26 protein-coding genes are annotated in these 25,401 nt (G+C 58.3%); 18 read left to right on the top strand and 8 right to left on the bottom strand.

Features of this window, described 5'->3' with window-relative positions; genetic code table 11:
- Positions 1-27: 27 nt before the first annotated feature.
- The 4 genes from OS189_RS07235 to OS189_RS07220 all read left to right on the top strand — a co-directional run bounded on the left by OS189_RS07235 (position 28) and on the right by OS189_RS07220 (position 4,158).
- Positions 28-1,296 (top strand): NAD(P)/FAD-dependent oxidoreductase, encoded by a 1,269-nt coding sequence (locus OS189_RS07235; protein ID WP_267166629.1) that lies wholly within the window; start codon positions 28-30, stop codon positions 1,294-1,296.
- 99 nt (positions 1,297-1,395) lie between these two features.
- Complete coding sequence (locus tag OS189_RS07230) at positions 1,396-1,833, top strand: DUF302 domain-containing protein (protein ID WP_267166628.1); 438 nt, start codon at positions 1,396-1,398, stop codon at positions 1,831-1,833.
- Positions 1,833-3,053, top strand: a complete 1,221-nt coding sequence (gene hemA / locus OS189_RS07225) for a 5-aminolevulinate synthase (protein WP_267166627.1) — start codon at positions 1,833-1,835, stop codon at positions 3,051-3,053. Before OS189_RS07230 ends, hemA begins: the two co-directional genes overlap by 1 nt.
- A gap of 37 nt (positions 3,054-3,090) precedes the next feature.
- A complete protein-coding gene (locus OS189_RS07220) occupies positions 3,091-4,158 on the top strand; it encodes a YeeE/YedE family protein (RefSeq protein WP_267166626.1) in 1,068 nt (355 codons plus the stop codon).
- 6 nt (positions 4,159-4,164) lie between these two features.
- Here the strand turns inward: OS189_RS07220 and OS189_RS07215 are convergent, their stop codons facing one another.
- The 3 genes from OS189_RS07215 to OS189_RS07205 all read right to left on the bottom strand — a co-directional run bounded on the left by OS189_RS07215 (position 4,165) and on the right by OS189_RS07205 (position 6,611).
- Positions 4,165-5,109 carry an MBL fold metallo-hydrolase gene (locus tag OS189_RS07215; RefSeq protein WP_267166625.1) on the bottom strand — a complete coding sequence of 315 codons (945 nt, stop codon included), beginning with the start codon at positions 5,107-5,109 and terminating at the stop codon, positions 4,165-4,167.
- A gap of 2 nt (positions 5,110-5,111) precedes the next feature.
- Complete coding sequence (locus tag OS189_RS07210) at positions 5,112-6,032, bottom strand: MBL fold metallo-hydrolase (RefSeq protein WP_267166624.1); 921 nt, start codon at positions 6,030-6,032, stop codon at positions 5,112-5,114.
- 78 nt (positions 6,033-6,110) lie between these two features.
- Positions 6,111-6,611 carry an RNA polymerase sigma factor gene (locus OS189_RS07205; RefSeq protein WP_267166623.1) on the bottom strand — a complete coding sequence of 167 codons (501 nt, stop codon included), beginning with the start codon at positions 6,609-6,611 and terminating at the stop codon, positions 6,111-6,113.
- A 261-nt stretch (positions 6,612-6,872) separates the two neighbouring features.
- Here OS189_RS07205 and OS189_RS07200 point away from each other — a divergent pair, with 261 nt between their 5' ends.
- Positions 6,873-7,121: an EF-hand domain-containing protein gene (locus tag OS189_RS07200; protein ID WP_267166622.1), complete on the top strand. Its 249-nt coding sequence runs from the start codon at positions 6,873-6,875 to the stop codon at positions 7,119-7,121.
- 182 nt (positions 7,122-7,303) lie between these two features.
- Here the strand turns inward: OS189_RS07200 and OS189_RS07195 are convergent, their stop codons facing one another.
- Positions 7,304-8,842, bottom strand: coding sequence for a trimethylamine methyltransferase family protein (locus OS189_RS07195; protein ID WP_267166621.1), 1,539 nt, complete (start codon positions 8,840-8,842; stop codon positions 7,304-7,306).
- A 378-nt stretch (positions 8,843-9,220) separates the two neighbouring features.
- Here OS189_RS07195 and OS189_RS07190 point away from each other — a divergent pair, with 378 nt between their 5' ends.
- Positions 9,221-9,808, top strand: a complete 588-nt coding sequence (locus OS189_RS07190; RefSeq protein ID WP_267166620.1) for an outer membrane protein — start codon at positions 9,221-9,223, stop codon at positions 9,806-9,808.
- 66 nt (positions 9,809-9,874) lie between these two features.
- On the opposite strand, the gene OS189_RS07185 is transcribed toward OS189_RS07190, so the two are convergent.
- Positions 9,875-11,053 (bottom strand): pyridoxal phosphate-dependent aminotransferase, encoded by a 1,179-nt coding sequence (locus OS189_RS07185; RefSeq protein ID WP_267166619.1) that lies wholly within the window; start codon positions 11,051-11,053, stop codon positions 9,875-9,877.
- Positions 11,054-11,284: 231 nt separating this feature from the next.
- Between OS189_RS07185 and cysS the strand changes: the two genes are divergently transcribed.
- From cysS to OS189_RS07160, 5 genes are all read left to right on the top strand, one after another.
- Positions 11,285-12,736, top strand: a complete 1,452-nt coding sequence (gene cysS / locus OS189_RS07180) for a cysteine--tRNA ligase (RefSeq protein WP_267166618.1) — start codon at positions 11,285-11,287, stop codon at positions 12,734-12,736.
- Positions 12,737-12,856: 120 nt separating this feature from the next.
- Positions 12,857-14,470: a citramalate synthase gene (gene cimA, locus OS189_RS07175; RefSeq protein WP_267166617.1), complete on the top strand. Its 1,614-nt coding sequence runs from the start codon at positions 12,857-12,859 to the stop codon at positions 14,468-14,470.
- Positions 14,471-14,473: 3 nt separating this feature from the next.
- Positions 14,474-15,451, top strand: coding sequence for an alpha/beta hydrolase (locus tag OS189_RS07170; RefSeq protein ID WP_267166616.1), 978 nt, complete (start codon positions 14,474-14,476; stop codon positions 15,449-15,451).
- Entirely contained in the window at positions 15,441-16,169 is a 729-nt protein-coding gene (locus tag OS189_RS07165; RefSeq protein WP_267166615.1) for a class I SAM-dependent methyltransferase, read from the top strand. The genes OS189_RS07170 and OS189_RS07165 overlap by 11 nt, the downstream gene beginning before the upstream one ends.
- Positions 16,166-16,930, top strand: coding sequence for a phytoene/squalene synthase family protein (locus OS189_RS07160; RefSeq protein ID WP_267166614.1), 765 nt, complete (start codon positions 16,166-16,168; stop codon positions 16,928-16,930). Before OS189_RS07165 ends, OS189_RS07160 begins: the two co-directional genes overlap by 4 nt.
- A 5-nt stretch (positions 16,931-16,935) precedes the next feature.
- Here the strand turns inward: OS189_RS07160 and OS189_RS07155 are convergent, their stop codons facing one another.
- A complete protein-coding gene (locus OS189_RS07155) occupies positions 16,936-18,141 on the bottom strand; it encodes an MFS transporter (protein WP_267167003.1) in 1,206 nt (401 codons plus the stop codon).
- 105 nt (positions 18,142-18,246) lie between these two features.
- Between OS189_RS07155 and OS189_RS07150 the strand changes: the two genes are divergently transcribed.
- The 5 genes from OS189_RS07150 (at position 18,247) to OS189_RS07130 (ending at position 22,309) form a co-directional block, all read left to right on the top strand.
- A complete protein-coding gene (locus OS189_RS07150) occupies positions 18,247-19,005 on the top strand; it encodes a precorrin-6A/cobalt-precorrin-6A reductase (RefSeq protein WP_267166613.1) in 759 nt (252 codons plus the stop codon).
- Positions 19,002-19,628, top strand: coding sequence for a DNA-3-methyladenine glycosylase family protein (locus OS189_RS07145; protein WP_267166612.1), 627 nt, complete (start codon positions 19,002-19,004; stop codon positions 19,626-19,628). The genes OS189_RS07150 and OS189_RS07145 overlap by 4 nt, the downstream gene beginning before the upstream one ends.
- Positions 19,625-20,290 (top strand): alpha/beta hydrolase, encoded by a 666-nt coding sequence (locus OS189_RS07140; RefSeq protein WP_267166611.1) that lies wholly within the window; start codon positions 19,625-19,627, stop codon positions 20,288-20,290. The genes OS189_RS07145 and OS189_RS07140 overlap by 4 nt, the downstream gene beginning before the upstream one ends.
- Before the next feature lie 113 nt (positions 20,291-20,403).
- Positions 20,404-20,988, top strand: a complete 585-nt coding sequence (locus tag OS189_RS07135; RefSeq protein WP_267166610.1) for an HNH endonuclease — start codon at positions 20,404-20,406, stop codon at positions 20,986-20,988.
- A 130-nt stretch (positions 20,989-21,118) separates the two neighbouring features.
- A complete protein-coding gene (locus tag OS189_RS07130) occupies positions 21,119-22,309 on the top strand; it encodes a DegT/DnrJ/EryC1/StrS family aminotransferase (RefSeq protein WP_267166609.1) in 1,191 nt (396 codons plus the stop codon).
- Here OS189_RS07130 and xth read toward each other — a convergent pair.
- Both xth and OS189_RS07120 read right to left on the bottom strand, forming a co-directional pair.
- Positions 22,306-23,115, bottom strand: a complete 810-nt coding sequence (gene xth / locus OS189_RS07125; protein ID WP_267166608.1) for an exodeoxyribonuclease III — start codon at positions 23,113-23,115, stop codon at positions 22,306-22,308. The two genes, OS189_RS07130 and xth, sit on opposite strands and share 4 nt — an antisense overlap.
- Positions 23,116-23,187: 72 nt before the next feature.
- On the bottom strand, positions 23,188-23,511 hold the full coding sequence (locus tag OS189_RS07120; protein ID WP_267166607.1) for a HesB/IscA family protein: 324 nt from the start codon (positions 23,509-23,511) through the stop codon (positions 23,188-23,190).
- A 56-nt stretch (positions 23,512-23,567) separates the two neighbouring features.
- On the opposite strand from OS189_RS07120, the gene OS189_RS07115 reads away from it, so the two are divergent.
- Both OS189_RS07115 and OS189_RS07110 read left to right on the top strand, forming a co-directional pair.
- Positions 23,568-24,785 carry a deoxyguanosinetriphosphate triphosphohydrolase gene (locus tag OS189_RS07115; protein WP_267166606.1) on the top strand — a complete coding sequence of 406 codons (1,218 nt, stop codon included), beginning with the start codon at positions 23,568-23,570 and terminating at the stop codon, positions 24,783-24,785.
- A 3-nt stretch (positions 24,786-24,788) separates the two neighbouring features.
- Positions 24,789-25,394: an SDR family oxidoreductase gene (locus tag OS189_RS07110; RefSeq protein ID WP_267166605.1), complete on the top strand. Its 606-nt coding sequence runs from the start codon at positions 24,789-24,791 to the stop codon at positions 25,392-25,394.
- The last annotated feature ends 7 nt before the right edge of the window (positions 25,395-25,401 follow it).

Here is a 25,401-nt window from a genome sequence, read left to right as displayed (position 1 = left end):
CAGGTCGAACTCTGGGAGGAGAATACGATGAAACTGAACAGACGCATTTTCTTGGGCACCGGTGCTGCGGCTGCGGCCAGCCTGTCTGCACCAACTGTATTTGCCGCAGGAAGCGGCAAACCACGGGTTGTTGTGGTTGGCGGCGGTGCGGGCGGGGCAACTGCCGCGCGCTACATCGCGAAAGACAGCAAAGGCGAGATCGACGTGATGCTGATCGAGCCTTCGCGTGAGTATTATACCTGTTTCTTTTCAAATCTATATCTTGGCGGTCTCAAAGAGATGGACGATCTGGGCCACTCTTACGGCGGGTTGGCTGCCGGCGGTGTGAATGTGGTGCATGACTGGGCCATCGGCGTGGACCGTGATGCAAAAACCGTTGCGCTCGCCAGTGGCGGATCAGTGCCCTATGACAAGCTGATCCTTTCGCCGGGGATCGATTTTGTAGATGGTGCCGTTGAAGGCTGGGACCTGTCCGCACAAAACGCCATGCCGCATGCCTATAAGGGCGGCTCCCAGACCGAATTATTGAAAGCGCAGCTGATGGCGATGCCCGAAGGTGGCACATTTGCCATGGTGGCACCGCCGAACCCCTACCGCTGCCCACCTGGACCATACGAGCGTGTTTCGATGGTTGCGCACTATCTCAAGGCGAACAACCCGACCGCCAAGATCATTGTGGCAGACCCGAAATCCAAATTCTCCAAACAGGCGCTGTTTCAGGAGGGCTGGGCGGATATCTATGGCGGCATGATCGACTGGATCGGTCAGGACTTTGGCGGCGGTAATGTGTCTGTTGACCCTGTGGCGATGACCCTCACCATTGACGGGGAAGCCAACAGCGTAGACGTTTGCAATGTCATCCCCGCAATGAAAGCGGGCCACATTGCAGAACTGGCCGGCGTGACGGAGGGCAACTGGGCACCGGTAAATGCTGCTGACATGTCTTCCAAGGTGGACGCGGATGTCTATGTGCTGGGCGATTCCGCCAATCAGGGTGATATGCCGAAATCGGGCTTTTCGGCCAATAGTCAGGCCAAGGTTTGCGCCAACGCCGTGCGCGGCGCGCTAACCGGATCGCGCGTGTTCCCGGCCAAATTCTCCAACACCTGCTGGTCGCTGATCGATACCAACAACGGTGTGAAAGTGGGCGCAACCTACGAAGCGACGGACGAAAAGATTGCCAAGGTTGACGGCTTCATTTCTGCGACGGGTGAAACGGCAGAGCTGCGCAAAACTACCTATGAGGAATCCGAGGGCTGGTACGCAGGTATCACCGCCGACATGTTCGGCGCATAAAGCCGGATTTATACGCAAATGAAGGCCGGAGTTTGATCTAGGACAATGTCCGGCCTTTGAACATCGGGCATCATGCCTGAAACTTGAGGGGATATTCCTATGCGTTCTACTTTTTTGGCCGGTCTGGTACTTGCATTGTCGTTTGGTGCAGCGCGGGCAGACAACACATCAACTGTCTATGATTTCGACGGCAGTTTTGATGACGCGACCTTTAGCGTGGAAAGTGCGATTGTCGGTAAGGGACTTGTCATCGACTATGTCAGCCACACGGGCGATATGCTGAACCGCACCGGCGCAGACGTAGGCAGCACCGAGCCGCTGTTCGAGGCGGCGGATATCTTTGTATTCTGTTCGGCTGTTCTGTCGCGCAAGGTGATGGAGATCAATCCGATGAACATCGCCCATTGCCCGTATGGTATTTTTGTTGCCGAACGGCAGGGCCGCGTGATGATCGGTTACCGGAACTATCCCGAAGGCCCGATGCAGGAAGTGCAAGCACTGCTTGACGATATCGCGCGGGAGGCGGTTGGCGAGTAATGGATTATCAGGGCTTTTTCAAATCCGCGCTGGATGATCTGCGCACTGCGGGAAACTACCGCGTCTTTGCACAGCTAGAGCGCCATTGCGGCGCGTTCCCGCGGGCAACATCGCGCGGGGGCGAAACGGCAGATGTGACAATCTGGTGTTCGAACGATTATCTGGGCATGGGCCAGCATCCCAAAGTGCTGAGCGCCATGCACGAAGCGCTTGACCGCTGCGGCGCAGGGGCAGGCGGGACGCGCAATATCTCCGGCACCACGCACGACCACGTGCTGCTAGAAGCGGAACTGGCCGATTTGCATGGAAAACAGGACGCGCTGTTGTTCACGTCCGGTTATGTCTCGAACTGGGCGGCGCTTGGCACGCTGGCGGGGCGCATCCCCGACTGTGTCGTGCTCTCGGACGCGCTGAACCATGCATCGATGATCGAAGGCATCCGCCATTCCAAAGCCGAGCGGATGATCTGGAAGCACAACGATCTGGCCGACCTTGAGGCCATGTTGGCCGCATTGCCGCTTGAACGCCCCAAACTGATCGCTTTTGAAAGCGTTTATTCAATGGATGGGGATATCGCCCCGATCAAGGAAATCTGCGATCTGGCCGACAAATACAACGCCATGACATATCTCGACGAAGTGCATGGTGTGGGGCTTTACGGGCCGCGCGGCGGCGGTGTAGCCGAACGCGAGGGCCTGATGGATCGTATCACGGTTATCGAAGGAACACTGGGTAAGGCATTCGGCGTTGTCGGCGGCTATATCGCTGCCTCGGCCGAGCTGTGCGATTTTGTGCGTAGTTTCGCCAGCGGGTTTATCTTTACCACTGCACTGCCGCCAGCGGTGGCAGCGGGGGCTGCGGCCTCTATCCGCCATCTAAAGGACAGCAGTGTGGAGCGTGATACCCAGCAGGCAAAGGTTGCCGAAGTGCGCGCGCGTCTGGATGCCATCGGCATTCCGCATGTGGAAAACCCCAGCCATATCATTCCCGTAATGGTGGGCGACCCGCACAAGTGCAAATTCATCTCGGACATGCTGCTGCAAGAGTACGGTATTTATATCCAGCCGATCAATTATCCGACCGTTCCCAAAGGCACGGAGCGGCTGCGCATCACGCCGTCCCCTGTGCACAGCGCAGCAGATATCGATCATCTCCTCGGCGCGCTGGAGGAGTTGTGGGGCCAGTGCCAGTTGGCGCGTATGCCTTTGGCGGCGCAATAGCCGCCGGCGTTCTGGCCTGCAAACGCAGGAATGAAACATGCTGGAAGCACTGATAGACAACTGGGGTGACGGCGCGGTTCTGGCCGTCGCCGGTGGTGTAACAGGGCTGGTTTTTGGCGCTGCTGCGCAACATTCGCGTTTTTGCCTGCGTGCCGCAACGGTAGAGGTTGCGGGTGGTGTGTTCGGGCCGCGTCTGTCGATCTGGCTGATCGCGTTTTCGGTTGCGGTTTTTTTTGTACAAGGTGCCATTGCGGCAGGTCTGCTTGACGTATCCCAAGCGCGTCCGCTGGCGGCAACCGGTAGCCTTTCGGGAGCTATTATCGGTGGCTTGGTGTTTGGCTGTGGGATGATCCTTGCGCGGGGCTGTGCCAGCCGGTTGCTGGTTCTCAGCGCCACCGGAAATCTGCGCGCCCTGATCACCGGTCTGGTATTGACGCTTGTGGCCCAGGCATCGCTGCGCGGTGCGCTCTCTCCATTGCGGGAGGATCTTGCAGGCCTCTGGCTGCTTCAGGGCGGGGAGGAACGCAACATCCTGTCCCACATCGGGATGGGTTCTACGCTCGCAGCCGTGCTTGCTGCTGCGGGCACTGTCTGCGCCTTTATATTCGCGCGTCGCCGCGCCATCCCCACCAGCGAGGCAGTGGCGGCGGCAGGTGTCGGCATCGCGGTGGGGCTTGGATGGTGGCTGACATACGCGATTGCGCAAGCTTCTTTCGATGTTGTGCCGATCTCGTCTGTCACTTTTACAGGTCCATCCACCGACACGCTGATGGGGCTGGTCAATGCCGCCGAAATTCCGCTGGGTTTTGGCGTCGGGCTGGTGCCGGGTGTGTTTGTTGGTGCAGGCGGCATGGCATTGTTGCGCCGCGAAGCAAGAATAGAACGTTTTGGCCGTGATACACCGATGGAGCGTTATTTGCTTGGCGCTGTGCTCATGGGGTTTGGCAGTATGCTTGCTGGGGGCTGCGCTGTCGGCGCGGGCATGTCTGGCGGATCGATCTTTGCGCTGACCGCGTGGGTTGCCCTGTTCTGTATGTGGATCGGCGCGATGCTGACCCATGTAACGCTGGCGCGGCGGATGTCGCCGCGCCCTGCCGGTGCTTGATCCGCTTTATTCGAATTCCATCTGTTCGTAAACGCGGCCTGCATTTTTGGTTGCCAGTTCCTCGAAGGTGTCCAGATTTTTGTAAGGGGTCTGGTCGACGTAATAGGCGTCGGCCAGATCACCGCCATCATCGATATGCGCGCCGATCTTTTCGCGCAGATACAGCAAGTAATCACGGGTATAGCGGCGAACCTGATCCATATTTGTCGGGTGGCCGTGGCCGGGGATCACATACGTAGCGCCCAGCGGTTCGAACTTGGTATCCCATGTCTCGATCCAGTCGGCGGCAATGGTGTGGGCAAAGATCGGCAACATGCGTTCATGGAACGCCATATCTCCGGCGATGACCATGCTTTGTTCGGGCAGCCATACAACGATATCACCGGGACTATGCGCAGGGCCAAGATAGCGGGCCTCGATCTGCATATCGCCCATTTCGACGATATAGCTGTCTTCGAATGTGGTGGTCGGCAGGACGATGCGGGTGTTGTCCGCACGCTCTTTCACGGTTGCCTGCGCAGCGCTCAGCGATTGGGGACCGTATTCCTTGAACTCGGCAGCGGCATCCACATGGGCGACAATCTCGACACCTTGATCGGCCCAGTAGGAATTGCCCAACATGGCGTGCCCCTGACCGTTTTCGTTGATCACCAGCTTTACGGGCTGGTCTGTCACCACTTTGATTTCCTGGTGCAGAGCCTCGGCCAGTTGATAGGACGCGCCGCCGTTTACAACCACGACGCCATCACCGGTGACGATGAAGCTGAGGTTGTTGTTGTGGCCCGCGTTCTCATAGGTGGGCGGGGCAGTGGCCCCGATTGCAGAGAACACATGGGGGATCACTTCGACAGGTTTGGAATACAGCACCGATGCCGGATATTGATCGGCTATGTCTTCGCTGGCGAGCGCGGGAAAGGCGGCGAGGGCGCAGAATGCGGAAATATATCTCATGCTCATGCCTCCGCCACAAAATGATAACCGGACGCGGTTTTGTCGACGTATCCGGTGCCGCCATCGGTCAGGTGAAACCCGATGATGCGGGTTTTTTCGGCGGCCAGCTGGTCCAGCAGGCGCAGCCGCGTTTGTGCAGCTGTTTCGCCGTCCTGATCCGAACCGGAAATCCATGCGGGCTGCTCGAAGGCCACGTGGTGGTTGCCGATGCAATCGCCGACTATCATCGCGGACTCCGATCCGTCACGTATTTCGAACGCCATATGGCCGGGGGTATGCCCGAAGGTGGCGCGTGCCGCTACGCCGGGAATGATTTCGTCACCGTCTTTGAAAAAGCTCATGGAATCCTCTATCATTTCAAGTCTGCGTTGTGCCCCTACGGCAAAAGACGCGCGCGCTTCGCCGATTTCATTTACCGTGTCGGGGTCCATCCAGTAGTCCCATTCGGTTTTGCCCATCATGTAGGTGGCCTGGGTGAAGAGCGGGTCGTCGAAATCATCCAGCAGCCCCCACAGATGATCGGGATGGGCGTGGGTAAAGATGATGTCGGTTACATCATCTGGCGACACACCAAGCGCGTCGAGAGACTCCAGCAATTTACCGGCATTCGGCGTGAAATCGGGGCCAGAACCGACATCGAACAGAATTGTGCGATCGCCGTGGCGCATCAGGGTCACGTTACACGGCGGTGTCAGCACCTCGGATGACAGATTGTATTTTTCGATGATCGGGGCCAGTGCCTCTTTTGACATCGTGCCGAAGGTGAAATCGGCAGGAATGGTGAGCGAGCCGTCACTGACCACATCCAGTTTGATTGCGCCCAGCCCGATCTGGGCATGGGCCTGTGTATATGTAAGCCCCAGTGCAGTGGCCGCAGTCAGACCCGCGCCCCCCGCCAAGAAATTGCGCCTTGAATATGGCATCACAGCCTCCCTTAAATTCCTGTTTTGGAATATGAGGCAAGTTGCATCACACAGCAAGCAATCTTCTGTAAATGCCTGCTACAGCAGCTCGGCAACAGGTGTGTCTGTCTCCATCCCGATATGTGCGCGGAGTTTTACCCGCGCGCGCGCAAGGCGCGACATGACAGTGCCTTGCGGCAGGTCCAGCTGTTTGGCAATACTGGCGGGGCTGAATTCTCCCTGCATTACAAGCTGCATGATCTGGGCCTGTCCGGCGGGAAGGGCAGAAATGGCGCGTTGCAGATCGGCGAGCGCAAGGCGACTGTCTGCCACGGGATCTATGGTGGCATCATCTTCGTCCAGTTCGACCATCTCGACCCCAAGGGCGCGCCAGCGCGCGCGTGCCAGATTGTGCAGGATGACCATCGCGTAATGCTCGGGGGCATCTACCTTTGTGCGGCGCATCCTCTGCATCAGGCGTAGCACGGTTTCCTGAGCCATATCTTCGGCATCGCCGGTTTGCGCGCCAAGCCGCTGCGCGCGGCGGCGCAGACGCAGCAACAGGGCCGTCATATCTGCGGGGGTATCAAACATACTCATCTAGAGGTCCTGTCATCATTGTTGTTGTGATCGTTCTCGTCGTCACAATGACGGGTTTGTAAGGTTCAACCAGAGGGGGAGTTTCCGCCGATTGCAGGCAACGGGCCTTTTTGGGCGATGAGGCGCGCATTGGTGCTGTACGGATAGGCGGCTGGCCGCGCTTGCCAAAGGAAAGGGGGACGCAAAGGGGGGATGCGTGCTCTTACTGTATGAAGGCGCCGGACGGTGCGTTCATATAATTGAATTGAATGGAGACACCAAATGACACATCTCAAAACTTTCGCTCTGATCGCCACTGCAACTCTGTGCATGCCAGCCTTTGCCATGGGTCAGGACGCAACGCAGGCGGATGCAAACGAGGACGGTGTGCTGAGCCTTGCCGAAGTGCAGGCCGTGTTCCCCGACATGACAGAGGAACAGTTCGCTACCATCGATTTGAATGGTGATGGCGTTCTGGAGGATGCCGAAGTGAAGGCCGCGCAGGAAGCAGGCCTGATGCCAGCCAGCTAAGCCGGCATCCGCACCAGCGCGCCTGTGGCAGCAGTGCGCGCTGGTCATCTCGGGTCCGGTTGCCCCCAGCGCCGGGCCCGTTCTGATTCTGCTGTGTACCACCGCGAGGGTGGTCTATGGGTTGGCGTCGGATTTTGGATATTTAGAGCCAAAAGAAGTCGGGGTATTGCCTGATCTTTCGCCTATGCGGTCAGATGGATGTTGAATTTTTCGCGAATTGCGCGGTCGGTTACCGGATCAAGTGCGGCCGCGGAAGGTGAGGACAGGATTTCCAGTTTTCGCGCAGTTGCGGTGGCAATCAGATCAGGCTTATCCATCTCTACCCATTCCTTTGGTGACATGCGATTTCCGCAGGCGGGGTAGACGTGATCGCTTTGCATACGGCTGAGGGTGCCTGCGGTGCCAAGGTAGTGACCAGGACCGCCGAGGCAGACCTCTGCCATCTGGTCAAGCGCTAGGGTTTCGTCGTTTACCTCTATGCCACGCACACAGCGCAAGGCCTGTCCGATGATATCATCGCCGAGGATCAGGCTTTCCAGACAGAAACCGAGTAGTGAGGCGTGCATGCCTGCTGCTTCGTAGATCATGTTGCAGCCTGACAGACCTGCCATGACGTTGGAGCACATCTGCTCCCAGCCGGCCTGCATATCGGGCAGCTTGCTGTCTGCGATGCCCGCCGCCGCACCGCCCGGCAGGCCGTAAAAGCTGTGCATCTGGGCGCATCCTGCTGTCAGCAGCGCCTGTTCGCCCGAACCGCCCGTCATGGCACCTGTGCGCAGATCGAGCCCGAAGGGCCATGTGCCGAAAACTGCGGGATGTCCGGGTTTGACGGCATTGACATAAACAAGACCTGCCAGACATTCCGCCACCGCCTGTACGATCGCGCCCGCCGTGGTGGAGGGCGCCGTCGCCCCTGCCATTCCTGCGGATAAGAGCAGTACCGGCATGCCGTGCCTGATACATTCCTCCATTACCTGACACGACTCGGTTGCGAATTTCATCGGGGGGACAACAAAGCAATTGGAATTGGAGATGAAGGGGCGCTCGCGCCATTTATCCTCGCCGCCTGCGATCATGTGCAGCATTTCAACTGCGGGGGCTACAAAGCTTGGATCCGTGAAGGAGGTACCGATGTGTTTGGTAGTGCCGGACACACAAGCGAAGATTGAATTGTAATCCATTTCCAGATTGTCAGGGATGTCGCGACAGACCATGGGACGCTGGCAGAAATGCACATTGTCGAGGGTGTTCACGATTTTTGCAGCATCATGCAAATCCTGCACGCCACATTCGCGATAGTTCTTTCCGTCTACTTCGACCAGATGCACGGCAGCACCGGCTGTGCCGTAATGGACACGCGTGCCGGACAGATCGAGATCGTTGTGCCCGTCACGGCTCATTAACGTGATGGAGCGGTTTGCCTTTGCAAGCATGTCCTCTACCAGCGCGCGGGGAAAGCGGATGCGTCCGTCATCGCCGCGTATAGCACCAGCTGCCGTTAGATAAGCCACGCCCGAAGCAGGTGCATCGGCCAGACCGATATTTTCGAGCGCATCAAGTGCGGCGTGATGGATTTTTAGAACATCGGTTTCGGTAAGGGGTTTGTATTGGCCGCCCGAGAGGCCCGCGCGTACAGGGCGCAGATTGTCGGGCAGAGCGGTAGAGCGGGCCGCACGCCGCGCCGCGCGACCACCTGAGCGAGAGGAAGATTGCATGTTCATGGTTATGACTTTCAGCAGGGGATCAGGGAAGGGGGGCTTGAATTCCTTTCGGATCGCCGCGCGCTGCACGACCGCGCTCTGCGCCAATCGTACGGATAACCAGTATCGCAGTGCAGGTGCTGTGCTGCATGTCAGTGCTCCCTCTTCTTCCAGATTGGAAAGGAAAAGCGGCTAAATCTGTCCTGTTAGCGACGCGGCGTTTTGGTCACATTTTCGTGCCCATCAGCGCAACTCTGCCGAGATGCGTCGATATCGGCAGAATAGTGCGTATTGCCGCCGGAAAGGGCAGCGGGACGGAACCAATCACCCTATCTGGATGTTAGCTCCGTGAAAGGCAGGCATTCTGCCTTACGAGCTATGTTACTATAGGAGACACAAATGAAAACGCTATATAAAATCGGTGCTGCAACTGCCTTGTCCACATCTCTTTTTGCGAGTGGTGCGTTCGCGGGAAACCTTGCTGAACCGGTTGTCGAACCTGTTATCACACCCGTGTACAGTCCAGCGCCAACAGGCGAGTGGACAGGCTTTTACAGCGGTCTGAACCTCGGCTACGCCGACATTGACGGTGATGGTGCAGTCGACGGAAACGACACGTCCTACGGTATCCATCTCGGGTATGACTACGACTTCGGCAAATTTGTACTAGGTGGCGAACTTGAGTATGATAAAGCAGATGTTGATCTGAATGGATTGGCGAACGCAGATAGCATTGCCCGTCTTAAAATCCGTGGTGGTTACGATCTGGGTCGCACGATGATCTATGCAACCGCTGGCGCCGCCCGTCTGGATACCAATGTTGGTAAGGACACTGGCGAGTTCATCGGTGTGGGCGTGGCATATCAGGTTACCGACCGTTTCACCGTTGGTGGCGAGCTGTTGGAACATCGCTTTGACGATATCGGAGGCACAGCGCTGGACGCAGATGCAACCACGTTCAACCTGCGCGGTTCGTACCGGTTCTAACGCGGAAAGCCACGACCGATAATCTATGCAATGATAGCGCGCCCCAAAACGGGCGCGCATTTTTCGTTAAGTTTCGTCTGACAGCGTTTTAGCGAATTGGCAGATTGTCGCTAGCGCTGCCGCGAATGCGTTGTCCTCGATCGTCATGGCAACGCGGATATGCCCCCCCGCCGCCGCACCAAAACTTTCACCGGGCATGACGGCGATGTGATGCGACTCGAGCAGCGCAAAAGCAAACTCCTGTCCGCTGAGGCCCGTGGCGCTGATATCGAGCATCATGTACATCGCGCCGCCGTTTGGGATCATGCCGACAACGCTTTGTTGCGCAAGCTGCGCGTAGGCGAGCGCACGGCGCCGACGGAAGGGTTCGGCAATCTCTGTTTCGAAATCATCCCCCAGTCGCAGCGCGAATAACGCCGCCTCCTGAACAAATCCGGCCACGCCGTAGGTTGTATGGGTCGCCAGATTAATGAGATGTTCGATAATGTTTTCCGGCCCGATAATCCAACCGATGCGCGACCCCGTCATCGCGTGGCTTTTGGACATAGAGCCAACGACAAGTGTGCGCTTTGCCATGCCGTCCAGAGCGCGTGGTGAAATGTGTTCGCCTTCCCAGATCTGGGTATCGTAAACTTCATCAGATATAAGCCAAAGATCATGTTTGTGACAGACATCGGCAATGCTTTTCAGAGTGTCGCGACTGTAGATGACACCCGTGGGGTTGTTGGGGGTGTTGATCAACAGGGATTTTGCACCTTGTGCGGCGGCGGCGATGTCGGCGGCGCGCGGCTGGAACGCATCGGTAGCATGGGCCTTGATCGCCACGGGCTTGGCGGACACGCCGCGCAGTGTTCCGGGGTAGGTGGCATAGTAGGGATCAATATACAGTGCGGTGTCTCCGGGATCGAGGACAGCAAGATGGGTGGCAAAAAGCGCCGCTTGCCCGCCGGGGGTGATCATTACGTTTTCGGGTTTAGTCGGAACACCCGTGCGCGCGCTGACGCGGTCGGCAATCTCTTTGCGCAGGGGGTCAATGCCCGGAATAGCAGCGTAGCCTGTATGGCCTGCCATCGCCGCGCGGTGCATATCCTGCAAAATGGGGGCAGCAGTGCGGATGTCATGTTCGCCGATGGTCAGTTCGGTAACGAGCGTTCCGTTGGCAATCATCTCTCTCGCGCGCAGGAATACTTCCCACCCGTCAGAGCCGCCTTCCAGAAGGGTGCTGATACGTTTTGATGCTTGCATGGTCGCCTCCCGCAGATTGTCGCGCGCAGGGACGCAGAGGGGGGGTGATTTGTCAATCAGCCTTGACCGCCGCGGTATTGCTGCGCTAGGCATGTGCAATGAAAACAATGATGATCTTTACAAGCTGTATTACCCCCTGCTGAGACTTCCTCGCGGGCCTTGATCACGTTGTTTTATTTTCCTTGAAACTGTGCCATGTCCCGCGCATCCCGCGCTGATAGGACATATGCCATGACGACCTCCAAACCGACGATCAAACTGCACAATACCAAAACCCGCAAGCGTGAGGTGTTCACGCCGATTGATCCTGAAAATGTGCGGATGTATGTCTGTGGCCCTACGGTGTATGATCGCGCCCACCTTGGCAACGCGCGGCCCGTGATCGTGTTTGACGTGCTCTACCGCTTGCTGCGCCATGTCTACGGGGCGGATCATGTAACCTATGTGCGCAATTTCACCGACATTGACGACAAGATCAATGCGCGCAGCGCCGCCACAGGCCGCCCGATTGGCGAGATAACTGCCGAGACGACGCAATGGTTTCTGGATGATATGGCCGCCGTTGGTGCGCTGGAGCCTGATCAGATGCCCCGCGCCACCGCATATGTGCCGCAAATGATTGCGATGATCGAGAATTTGGAACAAGACGGTTTTGCATATGAGAAAGAGGGCCATGTCTTGTTTCGGGTGCGGAAATACAAGGAATACGGCTCCCTGTCAGGTCGCTCGCTGGATGATATGATTGCCGGCGCGCGGGTAGAGGTTGCACCCTACAAAGAAGACCCGATGGATTTTGTCCTCTGGAAGCCTTCAGATGCCGATACGCCGGGTTGGGACAGCCCGTGGGGCCGTGGCCGCCCCGGCTGGCATATCGAATGTTCCGCCATGGCGCATGAACTGCTGGGCGCACATTTCGACATTCACGGCGGCGGCAACGATCTGATGTTTCCCCACCACGAAAACGAAATCGCGCAGAGCTGCTGCGCAGGGGATGAGTTTGCCAACGTCTGGCTGCACAATGAGATGTTGCAGGTGGAGGGCAAGAAGATGTCCAAATCCTTGGGCAATTTCTTCACCGTGCGGGATTTGCTGGAGCAGGGTGTGCCGGGTGAGGTGATCCGCTTTGTGATGCTGAGCACGCATTACCGAAAACCTATGGACTGGACGGAGAAGAAGCGGGAAGAGGCGGAGAACACTCTTGATATGTGGGCCGCAAAAGTCAGTCTCGACGCAGACCTGCTAAACGAACCTGTGAACATCGAGTTGGTTGACCCTCAAATTATTGAAGCTCTCAGCGATGATCTTAATACTTCACTTGCTCTAACTAAGCTCAAGACGCTAGGGCGTTTTGTAGATAATAGTTTTGAATTCTTGGAACTTCGTGAAGAGGACCAGATGCTCAAACTAAAGAGCTTTATAGCAAGTGCGGAATTTCTAGGCATTGGTGTAGTCAATATGGCGCGTAAGATTGCCGAGACTCCTCTCGTTAGAGACTTGGAGTATTACCAGCTTGAACTTATTTCTCTGAGAATAACTGCGCGGGAAACCAATGATTACAGTGAATTGGATGCGCTCAAAGCTTCATTGAAAAATGCGGGTGTAGAAGTGCAGATGTCCAAATCAGAGGTTTACCTAAAGCCGTCGTCTAACTTTGACCCCGCCAAACTTGAGGCCCTGAAATGATCCGCCCCACAACACAGATCTGTTCCCGTCCGAGGGGGGGCTTGTCTCCGACCGTGGGCGCGGACGGGGACAGGGCGTGCTGCGCGCACGACCTAAAGAAGAAAGAGAAGAGGCGAGCCGATGACTAAAACCCGCCTCTCACTCTACGACACAACGCTCCGTGACGGGCAGCAAACCCAGGGTGTGCAATTCTCGACCGAGGAAAAGCAGATCATCGCGCAATCCCTTGACGCGCTGGGCGTGGATTACATCGAGGGCGGCTGGCCGGGGGCCAATCCGACGGATTCCGCGTTTTTTGAACAGGCGCCGCAAACGCGCGCGCGCATCGCCGCATTCGGCATGACGAAGCGTAACGGCATGTCGGCGCAAAACGATGACGTGCTGGCGGCTGTGATGAATGCGAACACCAAAAGCGTCTGTCTGGTGGGGAAAACCCACGAATTTCACGTGCATACCGCGCTGGGCATCACGCTTGCAGAAAACACCGACAACATTGCCAAATCCATCGCCCATCTGGTGGCAGAGGGGCGCGAGGCGCTGTTTGACGCCGAACATTTCTTTGACGGTTACAAATCCAACCCCGCCTACGCGCTGGAGGCGATCAAGGCGGCCTATGACGCCGGCGCACGCTGGGTTGTGCTGTGTGATACCAACGGCGGCACGCTGCCAGCCGAGATCGGGCGCATCACCGCCGAAGTGATCGCGGCAGGCATCAGCGGCGAGCGTCTTGGCATCCACACCCATGACGATACGGAAAACGCTGTGGCCTGCACGCTGGCCGCCGTAGATGCAGGCGCGCGCCAGATACAGGGCACGCTGAACGGGCTGGGCGAGCGTTGCGGCAACGCCAACCTGACCACCGTGATCCCGATCCTGAAGCTGAAAGAACCCTACGCCAGTCTTTATGAGACTGGTGTGAGCGACGAGGCGCTTGCCGGATTGACGCGCACTTCGCGGATGCTGGACGAAATCCTCAACCGTGTGCCGCACAAACAGGCCGGATTTGTGGGCGGGTCGGCCTTTGCCCACAAGGCGGGGCTGCACGCCAGCGCGATCCTGAAAGACCCCAGCACCTATGAACACATTGATCCGGCGCTTGTCGGCAATACCCGCATTATTCCGATGTCAAATCAGGCGGGCCAGTCCAATCTGCGCCGTCGCCTGACCAGTGCCGGGCTGGACGTGGCAAAGGGCGATCCGGCGCTGGCGGTGATCCTTGATGAGGTGAAATCGCGTGAGGGCCTCGGCTATAGCTACGACACCGCGCAGGCCAGCTTTGAATTGCTGGCGCGCAAGGTTCTGGGCCAGATGCCCGAACTGTTCGAGGTCAAACGCTATCGTGTGACAGTGGAGCGGCGCAAAAACAAATATGACCAGATGGTCAGCCTGTCCGAAGCTGTTGTTGTGGTAAAGGTTGACGGCGAAAAACGCCTGTCCGTATCCGAGAGCATGGATGAAACCGGCAGCGACCGCGGCCCTGTAAACGCGCTGTCACGCGCATTGGTCAAAGACCTCGGTCAGTATTCGGCGCAATTGGAAGACATGCGGCTGGTGGATTTCAAAGTGCGCATCACCCAAGGCGGCACAGAAGCGGTGACGCGCGTGATTATCGACAGCGAAGACGGGCAGGGGCATCGTTGGTCCACTGTTGGCGTTTCGGCAAACATCGTTGATGCCTCGTTCGAGGCGCTGCTGGATGCAATCCGGTGGAAACTGATCAGGGATAAAGGCTGAACCATGCTGTTAAGTATCCTGAAGCGCGTCGCGATTTCCATCGTCATCACACTGGTTGTCGCGGTTATACTGGTGTTCAGCCAACGCACAAAACCTATGAGCGGTGAAGGCGGGCTTGATTTCAGCCGACAACTAGCAAGCGGCGATGGTGCAGTGGCACCGTTGCAAAGTATTCCCATGCGTGACGGTTACGATTTGCAAGTTCGCACCTACGGCGGCGCTGATAACGTGCCGCTGCTGGTGCTGGTGCACGGGTCCGGCTGGCACGGGATGCAATTTGACCGCCTTGGCAAGGCGTTGCAGGGCAGTGCGGATATTATCGCACCTGATCTGCGCGGCCACGGCACGGCACCGGACCGTCGCGGTGACATTGATTACATCGGCCAGCTGGAGGACGATCTGGCCGATATGATTGCCGCAGTTGTGAAGCCGGGGCAGAAGGTGATTATGGGCGGCCACAGCTCTGGCGGGGGGCTGGTGGTGCGCTTTGCCGGTGGGGAGCATGGCAGCCTGCTGGACGGGGCCGTGCTGCTGGCGCCGTTCCTGAAATACAACGCACCCACCACGCGGCAAGACTCGGGCGGGTGGACGCGGGTGTTGACGCGCCGGATCATCGGTTTGTCGATCCTCAACACCTTCCGCATTTCAGCGCTGAACCATCTGCCGGTTATCCAGTTCAACATGCCGCAGGCAGTGCTGGAAGGGAACTTGGGCGACACAGCTACGCTGGTCTATTCCTATCGTCTGAACCAATCCTTCGCCCCGCGCAGCAAGTATCTGGACGATGTTGCAGCGCTTCCTCCGTTTGTCCTGCTGGCCGGCGGCGCGGACGAGGCGTTTTTTGCGCAGGAATACGCGCCGACGATGGGCGCAGTGACGGACAAGGGCCGCTATGAGCTGATGACCGGCGCCTCGCATCTCGACATTGTGAACGATCCGCGCACCATAGCAATTATTAAGGCGTTTTTGGATGAGTACTGATCTGGCAACCGAAGCATTTTTCAAACTGCACCGTGATCTGCCCCGTGAAGGGCCGGGAGTGGCGCAGGACGTGGCGTGGGCGGCATCGCGGCTGGATCTGCCCGTAAATGCGCGCATCGCCGATGTGGCCTGCGGCCCCGGAGGGGATATCGCCGCTCTGCTGGATCAAGCGCCCAAGGGGCATGTGACGGCGGTTGATGCGACAGCGCATTTTGTGCAGGCCGCGCGGGATACGTGGCGCAATGATGATCGCGTGACCGTGCTGAAAGCGGATATGAAGGTGATCGCAAACCTTTATGATCTGATCTGGTGCGCAGGGGCTGTCTATTTCATGGGGGTGGAGCCGGCATTAAAATCATGGCGCAAATCGTTGTTGCCGGAAGGTGCAATCGCGTTTTCCGAAGCGTGCTGGTTTACCGATGCTCCGTCCCGGCGCGCGCGCGCGCATTGGGCAGATGAAAAACCCGATATGACGGATGAGGCGGGGGTAACTGCGCAAATCCGCTCGGCAGGGTATGAAATTCTGGGCCAGCGTCGTCTGCCGGATGCGGCGTGGGAGGCATATTATACCCCGCTGGACGCGCGCATCGCCTCGCTGAGTGAGGGGGCGGATGCGGCCTTACAAGCGGTGCTTGATGCAGCGCAGAAAGAGGCCGCCTGCTGGCGTGCGCACCGTGATGAATATGGATATCTGCTGAGCGTGGTGCGCCCTTTATGAACTGGACAGATGATCTCACCGCCTGCGCGGCCTTGGTCGAGCGGGGCGATCCGCTGCGGTTTCGCACCGCGATGCTGGCTCCGGTTGCAAAGCGCGGAGCGTTGTTTGCGCTATATGCCTTCAACGTAGAGGTCAGCCGCGCACCGTGGGTCACAAGCGAGACGATGATAGCAGAAATGCGTCTTCAATGGTGGCGCGATGCGCTGGAGGAAATTGCGCAAGGAGCAACCGTGCGCCGCCACGAGGTTGCCACGCCACTGGCGCAGGCGATCACGCCGGGGCAGGCGCAATTGTTGGATGAACTGGTTGCAGCGCGGCGGTGGGATATCTACCGCGACCCGTTCGAGGATGATGCCGATCTGGATCGCTATATTGACCAGACTGCAGGTCACCTGATGCAGGTTGCGGCCGAGGTGCTGGGGCAGGCGGATCAGGCAGCTGTGCAACGTGCCGGATATGCCGCAGGCATCGGCGCGTGGTTGCGCGCTATTCCCGCGCTGGAGCAGGCTGGCCGTGTGCCGCTGCTGGATGGCACACCCGACGGTGTGGCCCGCCTTGCCGCGAAGGGGCTGAGTGCGCTGGATAACGCGCGGCGCGCGCGTGCGGACATTTCACGCGCTTGTATGCCGGCACTGTTGCCTGCCACCGCAGCAGAACCCGGGCTGAAATATGCCCAGTCGCATCCGCAAGCGGTTGTTGAAGATCGTTTGCCCGATGCGGGGCTTTCTTTTACTCTAAGGGCGGCGACAGGTCGCTGGTAGCGGCCTCAGGCATTTGCGCGGCGTTCGTAAAACATCAGCCAGACCAGTGAACCGCCTGCAAGGATCAGGAACGGGATCATCGCATAGTTGACCGCCGCCCAGCCAGCCTCTGCCGCGCCGCCAGAACAGTTCATTAACCCGCCCGAGGCCAGCGAAGCCACGGTAACACCGCCAAACACCAGCAAATCGTTCAGACCCTGCATGCGCCCACGCTCGTGCGGGGCATGTGCCCCCGCCAGCATCGAGGTCGCGCCGATAAAGCCGAAGTTCCAGCCAAGGCCCAGCAGGATCAGGGCGATATAGAAATTCTCCAGCTGGACGCCCTGCAAGGCGACAATACCTGCGGCCCCCAGAATTGCGATGCCAGTGCCGACGATCCGTTCAACCCCGAAGCGGTTGATCAGATGACCGGTGAAAAACGATGGCGCATACATCGCCAGAACGTGTCCTGTTACAACGAACCCCGCGTCCTTTTGCTCGAACCCGCAGCCGACAACCGCGAGCGGTGTCGAAGTCATTACGAGGTTCATAAGCGCGTAGGATACCATTGCACAGATCACAGCGACTGCGATGCGCGGCGTTGTGATCAGTTCAATCCGGCTGCGACCGCGTGGCGCATCGATCGATGGTACGGGAGGTTTGGGAATATCCACAAAGAAGAACAGCAGACAGCCCACAACGTTCAGCGCCATGACTGCCAGATATGTGCCGACAAACGGGGTTACAAAAGCAAATGTGGTTGCTGTTGCCAGTTGCGGACCCAAAATCGCTGCCACCAATCCGCCCGCCATCACATAGGAAATCGCCTTTGGCCGGAATTCATCCGATGCCGTATCGGCAGCGGCAAAGCGGTAGAAACCGTGAGCCGACATATAGAGACCCGTCAGGAACGAACCGATCAGAAAGATCGGGAACGATTGTATCATCAGACCGTAAGCGCCCACCGCGCCGCCCAATGCCCCACCAAGCGCACCAAGGAAAAACCCCGCGCGGCGCCCGAAGCGCTGCATGATGGCGGACACCGGCGTCGCCCAGAACATCGAGCCCAGAACAATCATCGAAATCGGCAATGTGGCGAGGCAAACGTTGGAAGCCAGTGATTTTCCTGCAAGCCCGCCGACAAGAAAGATCATCGGCATCTGCGCGCCCAGAAAGGCCTGCGCCAGAACCAAAACTGCTACGTTGCGCTTGGCGCGTGAGTCGTCGATCATCATATCGCCCTCTTTGAATGTCTTATCGCTACCCTTCCGCGTTGAGGGGGGCAACCCCTGCCAAGCTATTGAGGGGCAACGGCTCCTCTTGTGTCCGGCGCGGGGGTGGCTAAAGCTGTGGGCATGGTAAACGGTGGTCATATCCTATTGCTCGCAGGGAGTTTCGAAGCGCGGCGCGTGGCGCAGCGCCTGAGGGGGGCTGGCGTGCCATTTGATGTGTGGGTTTCCGAACAGCCGCGCAGCGGTACGCCGGAGCCTGATTTTGCGCATCTGCGCAGGTTTGAAACGACGCAGGATATGCAAACAGCTATCGCAAAGGGTGGCTTTTGCGCGGTGCTGGATGCAAGCCATTCCTATGACAGCACCGTTACGGCGCAGGCATTTGCCGCATCCGCTGTGTTGAAATTGCCCTATCTGCGGCTGGACAGGCCTGCATGGCACTGTGAGGACGCGCTTTGGCAGTGTGCTGCCGATGTGGCTGCTGCAAACGCCATGATCGGGCAGGGCGCGCGGGTGTTCTGCACCACGGGGTGGGACAGCTTGCGCGATTACGCAGTCTTTGCAGGCGAGGTGTTGATGTTGCGCCAGACGCGGCACCATACCCGCGCCGCCCCCTATCCATTTGTTGAACTGGTTTTTGGCGATCCGCCTTTTTCCGTCGCAGACGAACAGGCGCTGTTTTTGCAAAAGCGGGTTGATACGCTGGTCAGCCGCAATCTGGGCGGGCAACGCAGCCGCCCCAAGCTTGACGCTGCGACAGCGTTGGGTCTGCGGGTGATACTGATCGACCGGCCGCCCCAGCCGGATAATTTACCAACGGTTTTTGACATCGAAAAAGCGCTGGATTGGGTCGGGGCGCAATGACACAGCATATCAGAACGGATGCCGACGTGGCGCAAGGGGCCGCATGGCTGGCACAGGCCGAGCCGCGCTTTGCCGCCGCCCTTGCACAGACGGGCCCCTTGCCGCTGCGGCTGTCGCCGGACGGATTTGGCGCGCTGTTTAACAAGATTGTAAGCCAGCAGGTATCAGTGGCATCGGCGAGGGCAATTTGGGGCAGGGTTGTTGCGGCGGGTCTTGATACACCCGACGCAGTGCGCCGTGCATCACAAGAAGATCTGAAAAGCGTGGGGTTAAGCCGCCCCAAGATGAAGTATGCCCGCGCGCTTGCGGATGCCGCGATAGATTATGACCGCCTTCGCGATGCCAGCGATGCGCAGGTGATCGAAATCCTTACCGCAGTTTCCGGCATCGGCGTCTGGACTGCGCAGGTGTACGCAATGTTCAACCTCGGGCGCGCCGATGTCTTTGCGCCGGGTGATCTGGCCCTACAGGAATCCGCGCGGATGTTGTTTGATCTGCCCCAACGGCCCACGCCAAAACAGCTTGAGGCGATGGCCCTGCATTGGTCGCCGTGGCGGGCGGTTGCGGCGCGGTTGCTGTTCACATACTACCGTATTGCAAAAGACCGGGAAGGAATAACATGACACGAGTCCTCAATTCGGAACGCCGCGAGCCTAAATCAGGGGAAACCCGATCTGTCGTTGTGTTTCTGCATGGCTACGGTGCAAATGGCGCTGATCTGCTCGGCCTTGCCGATCCGCTGGGGGAACACCTGCCCGATACGCTGTTTGTTGCGCCCGATGCGCCGGAGACGGTTGCAGGCATGCCGAACGGGTTTCAGTGGTTTCCGATCCCGTGGATTGATAATTCAAGCGAGGAAGAAAGCGCGCGGGGGATGGCGCAAGCGGTTGAAGATTTGAACGCCTTTCTTGATGCATTGATGGTGGATGAAGACGTGCTGCCCGAACAGGTGGTCCTTTTCGGCTTTTCCCAAGGCACGATGATGTCGTTGCATGTGGCCGCGCGCCGCGAGGACGAGCTGGCAGGTGTTGTGGCGATTGCAGGCCGGTTGCTGGCCCCTGAAACGCTTGTGGACGAGGTGGTGTCGCGCCCTCCGGTTCTGTTGATCCACGGGGATCAGGACGATGTCGTGCCGCCCCAATCATTGCCAGAAGCCGCCGAAGCATTGCAAGGCGCGGGGTGGACCGATGTTTACGCCCACATAATGAAAGACACAGGCCACGGGATCGCGCCTGATGGTCTGTCAGTTGCACTGGCCTTTATGCGGGATAAACTGGGCCTTTAACCTTTCGGCAAAGCGTGGCTTGCTTCGCGCGCCGCATCGCGCAGCAACGTGAGGCTTGCCAGCTTCAAATCACCGGATATAGTCGTATCAGATGGCAAACGGGTGGTATGTGGATGGACGGTGATTTTAGAACCGAATTTACGCGAAGTCCGGCGGGGTTGAAGCATAGCCCCGCGCTGGTGTTAAACGCGGATTACCGTCCGCTCAGCTATTACCCGCTTTCGCTGTGGTCATGGCAGGAAGCGGTAAAGGCCAAATACCTCGACAGGGTGGATATCGTGGCGGAGTATGACGAATGCGTACATTCTCCCACCACAACGCTGAGAATACCGTCTGTGGTGGTGTTGAAAGATTATGTGAAACCTCAAAAGCGCGTGGCTTTCACGCGCTTTAATTTATTTCTGCGGGATGAATTTTGTTGCCAGTATTGCGGCGCCAAGGGTGATCTGACCTTTGATCATGTGATCCCCCGTGCATCCGGTGGTGTGACCAGTTGGCAAAATGTGGTTGCAGCCTGTTCGCCGTGCAATCTGCGCAAGGGATCAAAAGCGTTGCACCAGACGGGATACCGGCTACGCAAGCCCCCGCGCATTCCCGGCGCTGAAGAGCTTCGCAATATCGGTCGTAAATTCCCGCCCAACCACCTGCACGACAGCTGGATGGATTTTCTGTACTGGGATGCAGAGCTGCTGGCCTGAGCAACCAACATTCGTGTGGCGATCGTTTCAACCTTTGTGGTGTTTCCGTTTAGCCCTTGATAAGAGGGCGCAATCGTTGTGCCTGCACGGAACTGTGCTGTCCCGTTAAAATGTAAGTCTAGAGGGTAATATGCCTGAGCTACCAAACCTGACCGCAGCAGAAAGTATTCCCGACGCCGCCATGGCCGAGGTTGAGCGAATTCTGAGGACTGGTGATCTGTTCCGCTATGGTTCCGAGCAATCGCCCGTTGCACTGTTGGAAAGTGAATTTGCCGCAGCACTGGGCAGCAGGTTCGCGCTGGCGGTTTCGTCGTGTTCGGCAGCACTTTTCCTGTCTCTCAAGGCACTTGGCCTGCCGCGTGATGCGAAGGTTCTGATCCCTGCGTTTACCTTTGCTGCGGTGCCTTCATCGGTGATTCATGCGGATTGTGTTCCGGTGCTGTGCGAGTGCGGCAGCAACTACCGGATCGACCTTGACGATTTCGCGCGCAAGCTGCCTGAATGTCAGGCCGTGATCATCAGCCATATGCGCGGTCATACATCCGATATGGATGCGATCATGGCGCTGTGCGATCAGGCCGGTATTGCAGTGATCGAAGACGCCGCACACAGCCTTGGCACCACTTGGGCGGGGCGCAACATCGGGACCATCGGCAAGGTGGGGTGTTTCAGCTTTCAGTCCTATAAATTGCTGAACGCCGGTGAAGGCGGCATAATGATCACCGATGACGAAGACCTGATTGCGCAGGCGGTCATCATGTCGGGCGCGTATGAGCATAACTGGAAAAAACATCCAGTCCTGCACGACGCCTTTGCAAAATGGCAGAACAGGCTGCCGCTGTACAACCTGCGGCTCAACACCCTGTCGGCCGCGTTGATCCGGCCCCAACTGGCGGTGCTGGCGCAGCGGGTACAGAAGGGCCGGCGCAACCATGATTACGTTGCTGATATCATCGGGGCTTCGGCGTGGGTCGACGTCCCAGCGTCCCTTCCGTCTGAGCAGCGCGCACCGGATTCGATCCAGTTCAATCTGGTTGATATGACGGATGCGCAGGTTGACACGTTTGTTGCAACGGCGGCGGGCAAGGGTCTAAAGGCCGAGGTCTTCGGCCGCTCGACAGACAATGCGCGCGCCTTCTGGAACTGGAACTTTCTGGCAGACAATCCCGACCAGCCAAAGACACGCGCGATGCTGAACCGCGCATGTGACGTTCGCCTTCCGGCGCGGCTCTCCCTTGCGGAATGTGACGTGGTGGCGTCCACTATTCTGGACGCATTGTCAGAGACTATGGCGTCCGAGAAGTTGGCGGCGCGGGGCTAAAGGTCCAGTTCGACCCAAACTGGCACGTGATCGGAGGGTTTCTCGCGCGCGCGAACGTCTTTGTCGATCTGGCAATCCACCAGCCTGTCGGCGGTGTAGGGGCACATCAAAAAGTGGTCGATGCGGATGCCGTTATTGCGGTTCCACGCGCCGGCCTGATAGTCCCAAAAGCTGTAATGCCCAGCTGCCTGTGTCCGTGCGCGGAATGCTTCCGTCAGGCCGAGGTTCAGCAGCGCACGCCATTTTGCAAGACTTAGCGGATGAAACAGCGCATCACCACGCCAGCTGTCTGGTTTGGCGGCGTCTTCGGATTGTGGGATGATGTTATAATCGCCCGCCATCAGAAACGGTGTTTCCTCTGCCAGCAGTTCTTTCGCACGGGCCTGCAAACGATCCATCCACGCGAGTTTATAGGCAAATTTGCCGCCCGCGACAGGCACGCCGTTCTCGCTCACCTCCACAGGGTTGCCGTTGGGCAGGTATAATCCGCACAGCCGGACAGAGTGGTTTTCGCCCACGACTGTCGCCTCGATGTAGCGCGCCTGTTCGTCGTCGTCATCACCTGGCAAGCCGCGGGTCACGTCCTCCAGCGGGAGTTTTGACAGGACGCCGACACCGTTGAATGATTTCTGCCCGTGGACTTCTACGTTATATCCACGCTCTTCGAAAATTTCGCGCGGGAAGGCTTCGTCAATCGACTTGATTTCTTGCATCAGCACAACATCGGGTTGCGCTTCATCCAGCCAGTCGGGCAGGGCATTGATGCGGGCCTTGATGCCGTTGATGTTGAATGTGGCGATCTTCATGGCGCAAGGCTCCTTTTCACGGGTGCCTTTGATATCGCCTAATTGACGGGGCAGGGCAAGCGCGCCCCGCCGTTACATTGAAAAGGACGTGCCACACCCGCACGACGACGATGCGTTGGGGTTTTCAATGACAAACCGCGCGCCGATCAGTTCTTCGCTGAAATCAATCACCGCGTTCGCCAGAAACGGCAGCGAGACGCTGTCGATCACTACGGTTTCGCCGCCGCCTTCCAGCAACAGATCATCATCCTTGGCTTCGTCCAGCGCAATTTCGTACTGGAAGCCCGAGCATCCGCCGCCTTCAACAGCCACGCGCAGCACCTTGCCCTCGGTGGCTGCGCCGATCTCGCTCAGGCGTTCAAAGGCGCGTTCGGTCACTTTCGGGGGCAGGTTCATGGGGTCACTCCGCAGTGTGTTTCCATTAGGGCGTATGCGTAATATAGAATTGCACCATGCAGTGTACAAGCACCGCGTTACAGGAGACTTTGCAAATGCGCGCATCCTACGCCTGCGAACCCGATCTGGCCCGTGGCCGGCGTGTACCGGAGGAGGAGAGCAGTTTCCGCTCGTGCTTTCAGCGTGACCGTGACCGGATCATCCATTCCAGCGCGTTCCGCCGGTTAAAACACAAGACGCAAGTGTTCGTCGAACATGAGGGCGATTACTACCGCACCCGCCTGACCCATTCGATCGAGGTTGCGCAGGTCGCGCGCACGATTGCAGGGGCGCTGCACCTTAACGGCGAGCTGACCGAGGCTGTCGCGCTGGCGCATGATCTGGGACATCCGCCGTTCGGTCACACGGGCGAGGATGCGTTACATGCGCTGATGGCGCCCTACGGCGGGTTTGACCACAATGCACAGGCGATCAAGATCGTCACCTCGCTTGAGCGCCATTATGCAGGTTTTGACGGGCTGAACCTGACATGGGAGACGCTGGAAGGCATTGCAAAGCACAACGGCCCTGTTGTGGGGGATCTTCCCCATGCGCTGGCCGATTATAACCGCCTTCACGATCTGGAACTGCACACACATGCCAGCGCCGAAGCGCAGGTCGCGGCGCTGTCCGATGATATCGCCTACAACAACCACGATCTGCATGACGGGCTGCGCGCGGGACTGTTCTCGGAGGATGACATTGCGCAATTGCCGTTGATCGGTGCTGCCTATGCCGAGGTTGACGCGCTGCACCCCGATCTGGATGGGTATCGCCGCCGCCATGAAGCGCTGCGGCGCGTATTTGGCGTGATGGTGGCGGATGTGATCGAAACGTCGCGCGATTTGCTGGAAAGCTCCGGTGCGGCCAGTGTTGAGGATATTCGCACCCTTGGTCGTCCCGTGATCCGGTTTTCCGCATCTGTCTGGCAGGATTTGCGCCAGATCCGGCAGTTTCTGTTCACCCGCATGTACCGCGCGCCTGCGGTGATGAAAATCCGTGCCGAAGTGACCGGCGTGGTAGAGGAATTGTTCCCCTTGTTTCTGGAGCAGCCCGGGTTGATGCCGCCGGATTGGTCAAATTATATTGCCGATGCTGCCGCAGACCGTACAATGCTGGCGCGGATCGTTGCGGATTATATTGCAGGCATGACAGACCGTTTTGCACTGCAGGAACACAGGCGTTTGATTGGCGGTACGCCGGACGCAGGTGTTCAGATGAAACATGGGGGATAGGATATGCTAGATACGGATACAAAAGTCGTGAGCCGCCCCGCAGGAATACTGCAAGGCCAGCGTATTATTGTGCTGGGGGCGTGTTGCGGTTTTGGTCGGGCGATGGTGCGTGCCTTGCGCGCCTCCGGTGCGCGGGTGGTTGCCGCCGATACCGATGCGCAGACACTTCGCCAGATCGAACATGCCGTGCCGTTGACGCTGAAAGAGCCACCGGAAGAAGCGCTGCGCCGTGTGGGCCGCCAGTGGGGTGAAGCGCGTCTTGATGCGGTGCTGAACTTGATGCCGCTGCGCAATCCTGCGCGGATCGATCAAAACGTGGCCATCCTGCAAGGCATCGTGCAGGGCTTCATGCCCGCATTGTCCGCCCGCGAAGGGCAGATCGTGACCGTGGTTGCCCGCCCCGAACAGGCGCTTGATGTGGCCACGGGAGCGATGGCGCCCGCGCTGGTGTCGGCGCAGGCCGCGTTTGCGCATGCCTTGCGCCGTGACGGATTGACGCTGAACCTGATTAACGTCGGTGAAGGGGCGGTAAAGCCTGCGCGCACCGCTGTCGTCGGCCTTTTGGCAAAGTCTATGGGCACGTTGACCGGCGCAGAGTTGCGCCTGTGATTGACGT

The organism is Sulfitobacter sp. F26169L (genome assembly GCF_026410285.1).
GTDB lineage: Bacteria > Pseudomonadota > Alphaproteobacteria > Rhodobacterales > Rhodobacteraceae > Sulfitobacter.
The sequence above is the reverse complement of the archived record's forward strand: the minus strand, read 5'-3'. Positions and strand labels throughout refer to the sequence as shown.

What these genes read in the sequence shown, in the direction of transcription:
- OS189_RS07235 (WP_267166629.1), top strand. Translation starts at nt 28, where the DNA reads ATGAAACTGAACAGACGCATTTTCTTGGGCACCGGTGCTGCGGCTGCG.
- OS189_RS07230 (WP_267166628.1), top strand. Translation starts at nt 1,396, where the DNA reads ATGCGTTCTACTTTTTTGGCCGGTCTGGTACTTGCATTGTCGTTTGGT.
- hemA (WP_267166627.1), top strand. Translation starts at nt 1,833, where the DNA reads ATGGATTATCAGGGCTTTTTCAAATCCGCGCTGGATGATCTGCGCACT.
- OS189_RS07220 (WP_267166626.1), top strand. Translation starts at nt 3,091, where the DNA reads ATGCTGGAAGCACTGATAGACAACTGGGGTGACGGCGCGGTTCTGGCC.
- OS189_RS07215 (WP_267166625.1), bottom strand. Translation starts at nt 5,109, where the DNA reads ATGAGATATATTTCCGCATTCTGCGCCCTCGCCGCCTTTCCCGCGCTC.
- OS189_RS07210 (WP_267166624.1), bottom strand. Translation starts at nt 6,032, where the DNA reads ATGCCATATTCAAGGCGCAATTTCTTGGCGGGGGGCGCGGGTCTGACT.
- OS189_RS07205 (WP_267166623.1), bottom strand. Translation starts at nt 6,611, where the DNA reads ATGAGTATGTTTGATACCCCCGCAGATATGACGGCCCTGTTGCTGCGT.
- OS189_RS07200 (WP_267166622.1), top strand. Translation starts at nt 6,873, where the DNA reads ATGACACATCTCAAAACTTTCGCTCTGATCGCCACTGCAACTCTGTGC.
- OS189_RS07195 (WP_267166621.1), bottom strand. Translation starts at nt 8,842, where the DNA reads ATGAACATGCAATCTTCCTCTCGCTCAGGTGGTCGCGCGGCGCGGCGT.
- OS189_RS07190 (WP_267166620.1), top strand. Translation starts at nt 9,221, where the DNA reads ATGAAAACGCTATATAAAATCGGTGCTGCAACTGCCTTGTCCACATCT.
- OS189_RS07185 (WP_267166619.1), bottom strand. Translation starts at nt 11,053, where the DNA reads ATGCAAGCATCAAAACGTATCAGCACCCTTCTGGAAGGCGGCTCTGAC.
- cysS (WP_267166618.1), top strand. Translation starts at nt 11,285, where the DNA reads ATGACGACCTCCAAACCGACGATCAAACTGCACAATACCAAAACCCGC.
- cimA (WP_267166617.1), top strand. Translation starts at nt 12,857, where the DNA reads ATGACTAAAACCCGCCTCTCACTCTACGACACAACGCTCCGTGACGGG.
- OS189_RS07170 (WP_267166616.1), top strand. Translation starts at nt 14,474, where the DNA reads ATGCTGTTAAGTATCCTGAAGCGCGTCGCGATTTCCATCGTCATCACA.
- OS189_RS07165 (WP_267166615.1), top strand. Translation starts at nt 15,441, where the DNA reads ATGAGTACTGATCTGGCAACCGAAGCATTTTTCAAACTGCACCGTGAT.
- OS189_RS07160 (WP_267166614.1), top strand. Translation starts at nt 16,166, where the DNA reads ATGAACTGGACAGATGATCTCACCGCCTGCGCGGCCTTGGTCGAGCGG.
- OS189_RS07155 (WP_267167003.1), bottom strand. Translation starts at nt 18,141, where the DNA reads ATGATCGACGACTCACGCGCCAAGCGCAACGTAGCAGTTTTGGTTCTG.
- OS189_RS07145 (WP_267166612.1), top strand. Translation starts at nt 19,002, where the DNA reads ATGACACAGCATATCAGAACGGATGCCGACGTGGCGCAAGGGGCCGCA.
- OS189_RS07140 (WP_267166611.1), top strand. Translation starts at nt 19,625, where the DNA reads ATGACACGAGTCCTCAATTCGGAACGCCGCGAGCCTAAATCAGGGGAA.
- OS189_RS07135 (WP_267166610.1), top strand. Translation starts at nt 20,404, where the DNA reads ATGGACGGTGATTTTAGAACCGAATTTACGCGAAGTCCGGCGGGGTTG.
- OS189_RS07130 (WP_267166609.1), top strand. Translation starts at nt 21,119, where the DNA reads ATGCCTGAGCTACCAAACCTGACCGCAGCAGAAAGTATTCCCGACGCC.
- xth (WP_267166608.1), bottom strand. Translation starts at nt 23,115, where the DNA reads ATGAAGATCGCCACATTCAACATCAACGGCATCAAGGCCCGCATCAAT.
- OS189_RS07120 (WP_267166607.1), bottom strand. Translation starts at nt 23,511, where the DNA reads ATGAACCTGCCCCCGAAAGTGACCGAACGCGCCTTTGAACGCCTGAGC.
- OS189_RS07115 (WP_267166606.1), top strand. Translation starts at nt 23,568, where the DNA reads ATGCAGTGTACAAGCACCGCGTTACAGGAGACTTTGCAAATGCGCGCA.
- OS189_RS07110 (WP_267166605.1), top strand. Translation starts at nt 24,789, where the DNA reads ATGCTAGATACGGATACAAAAGTCGTGAGCCGCCCCGCAGGAATACTG.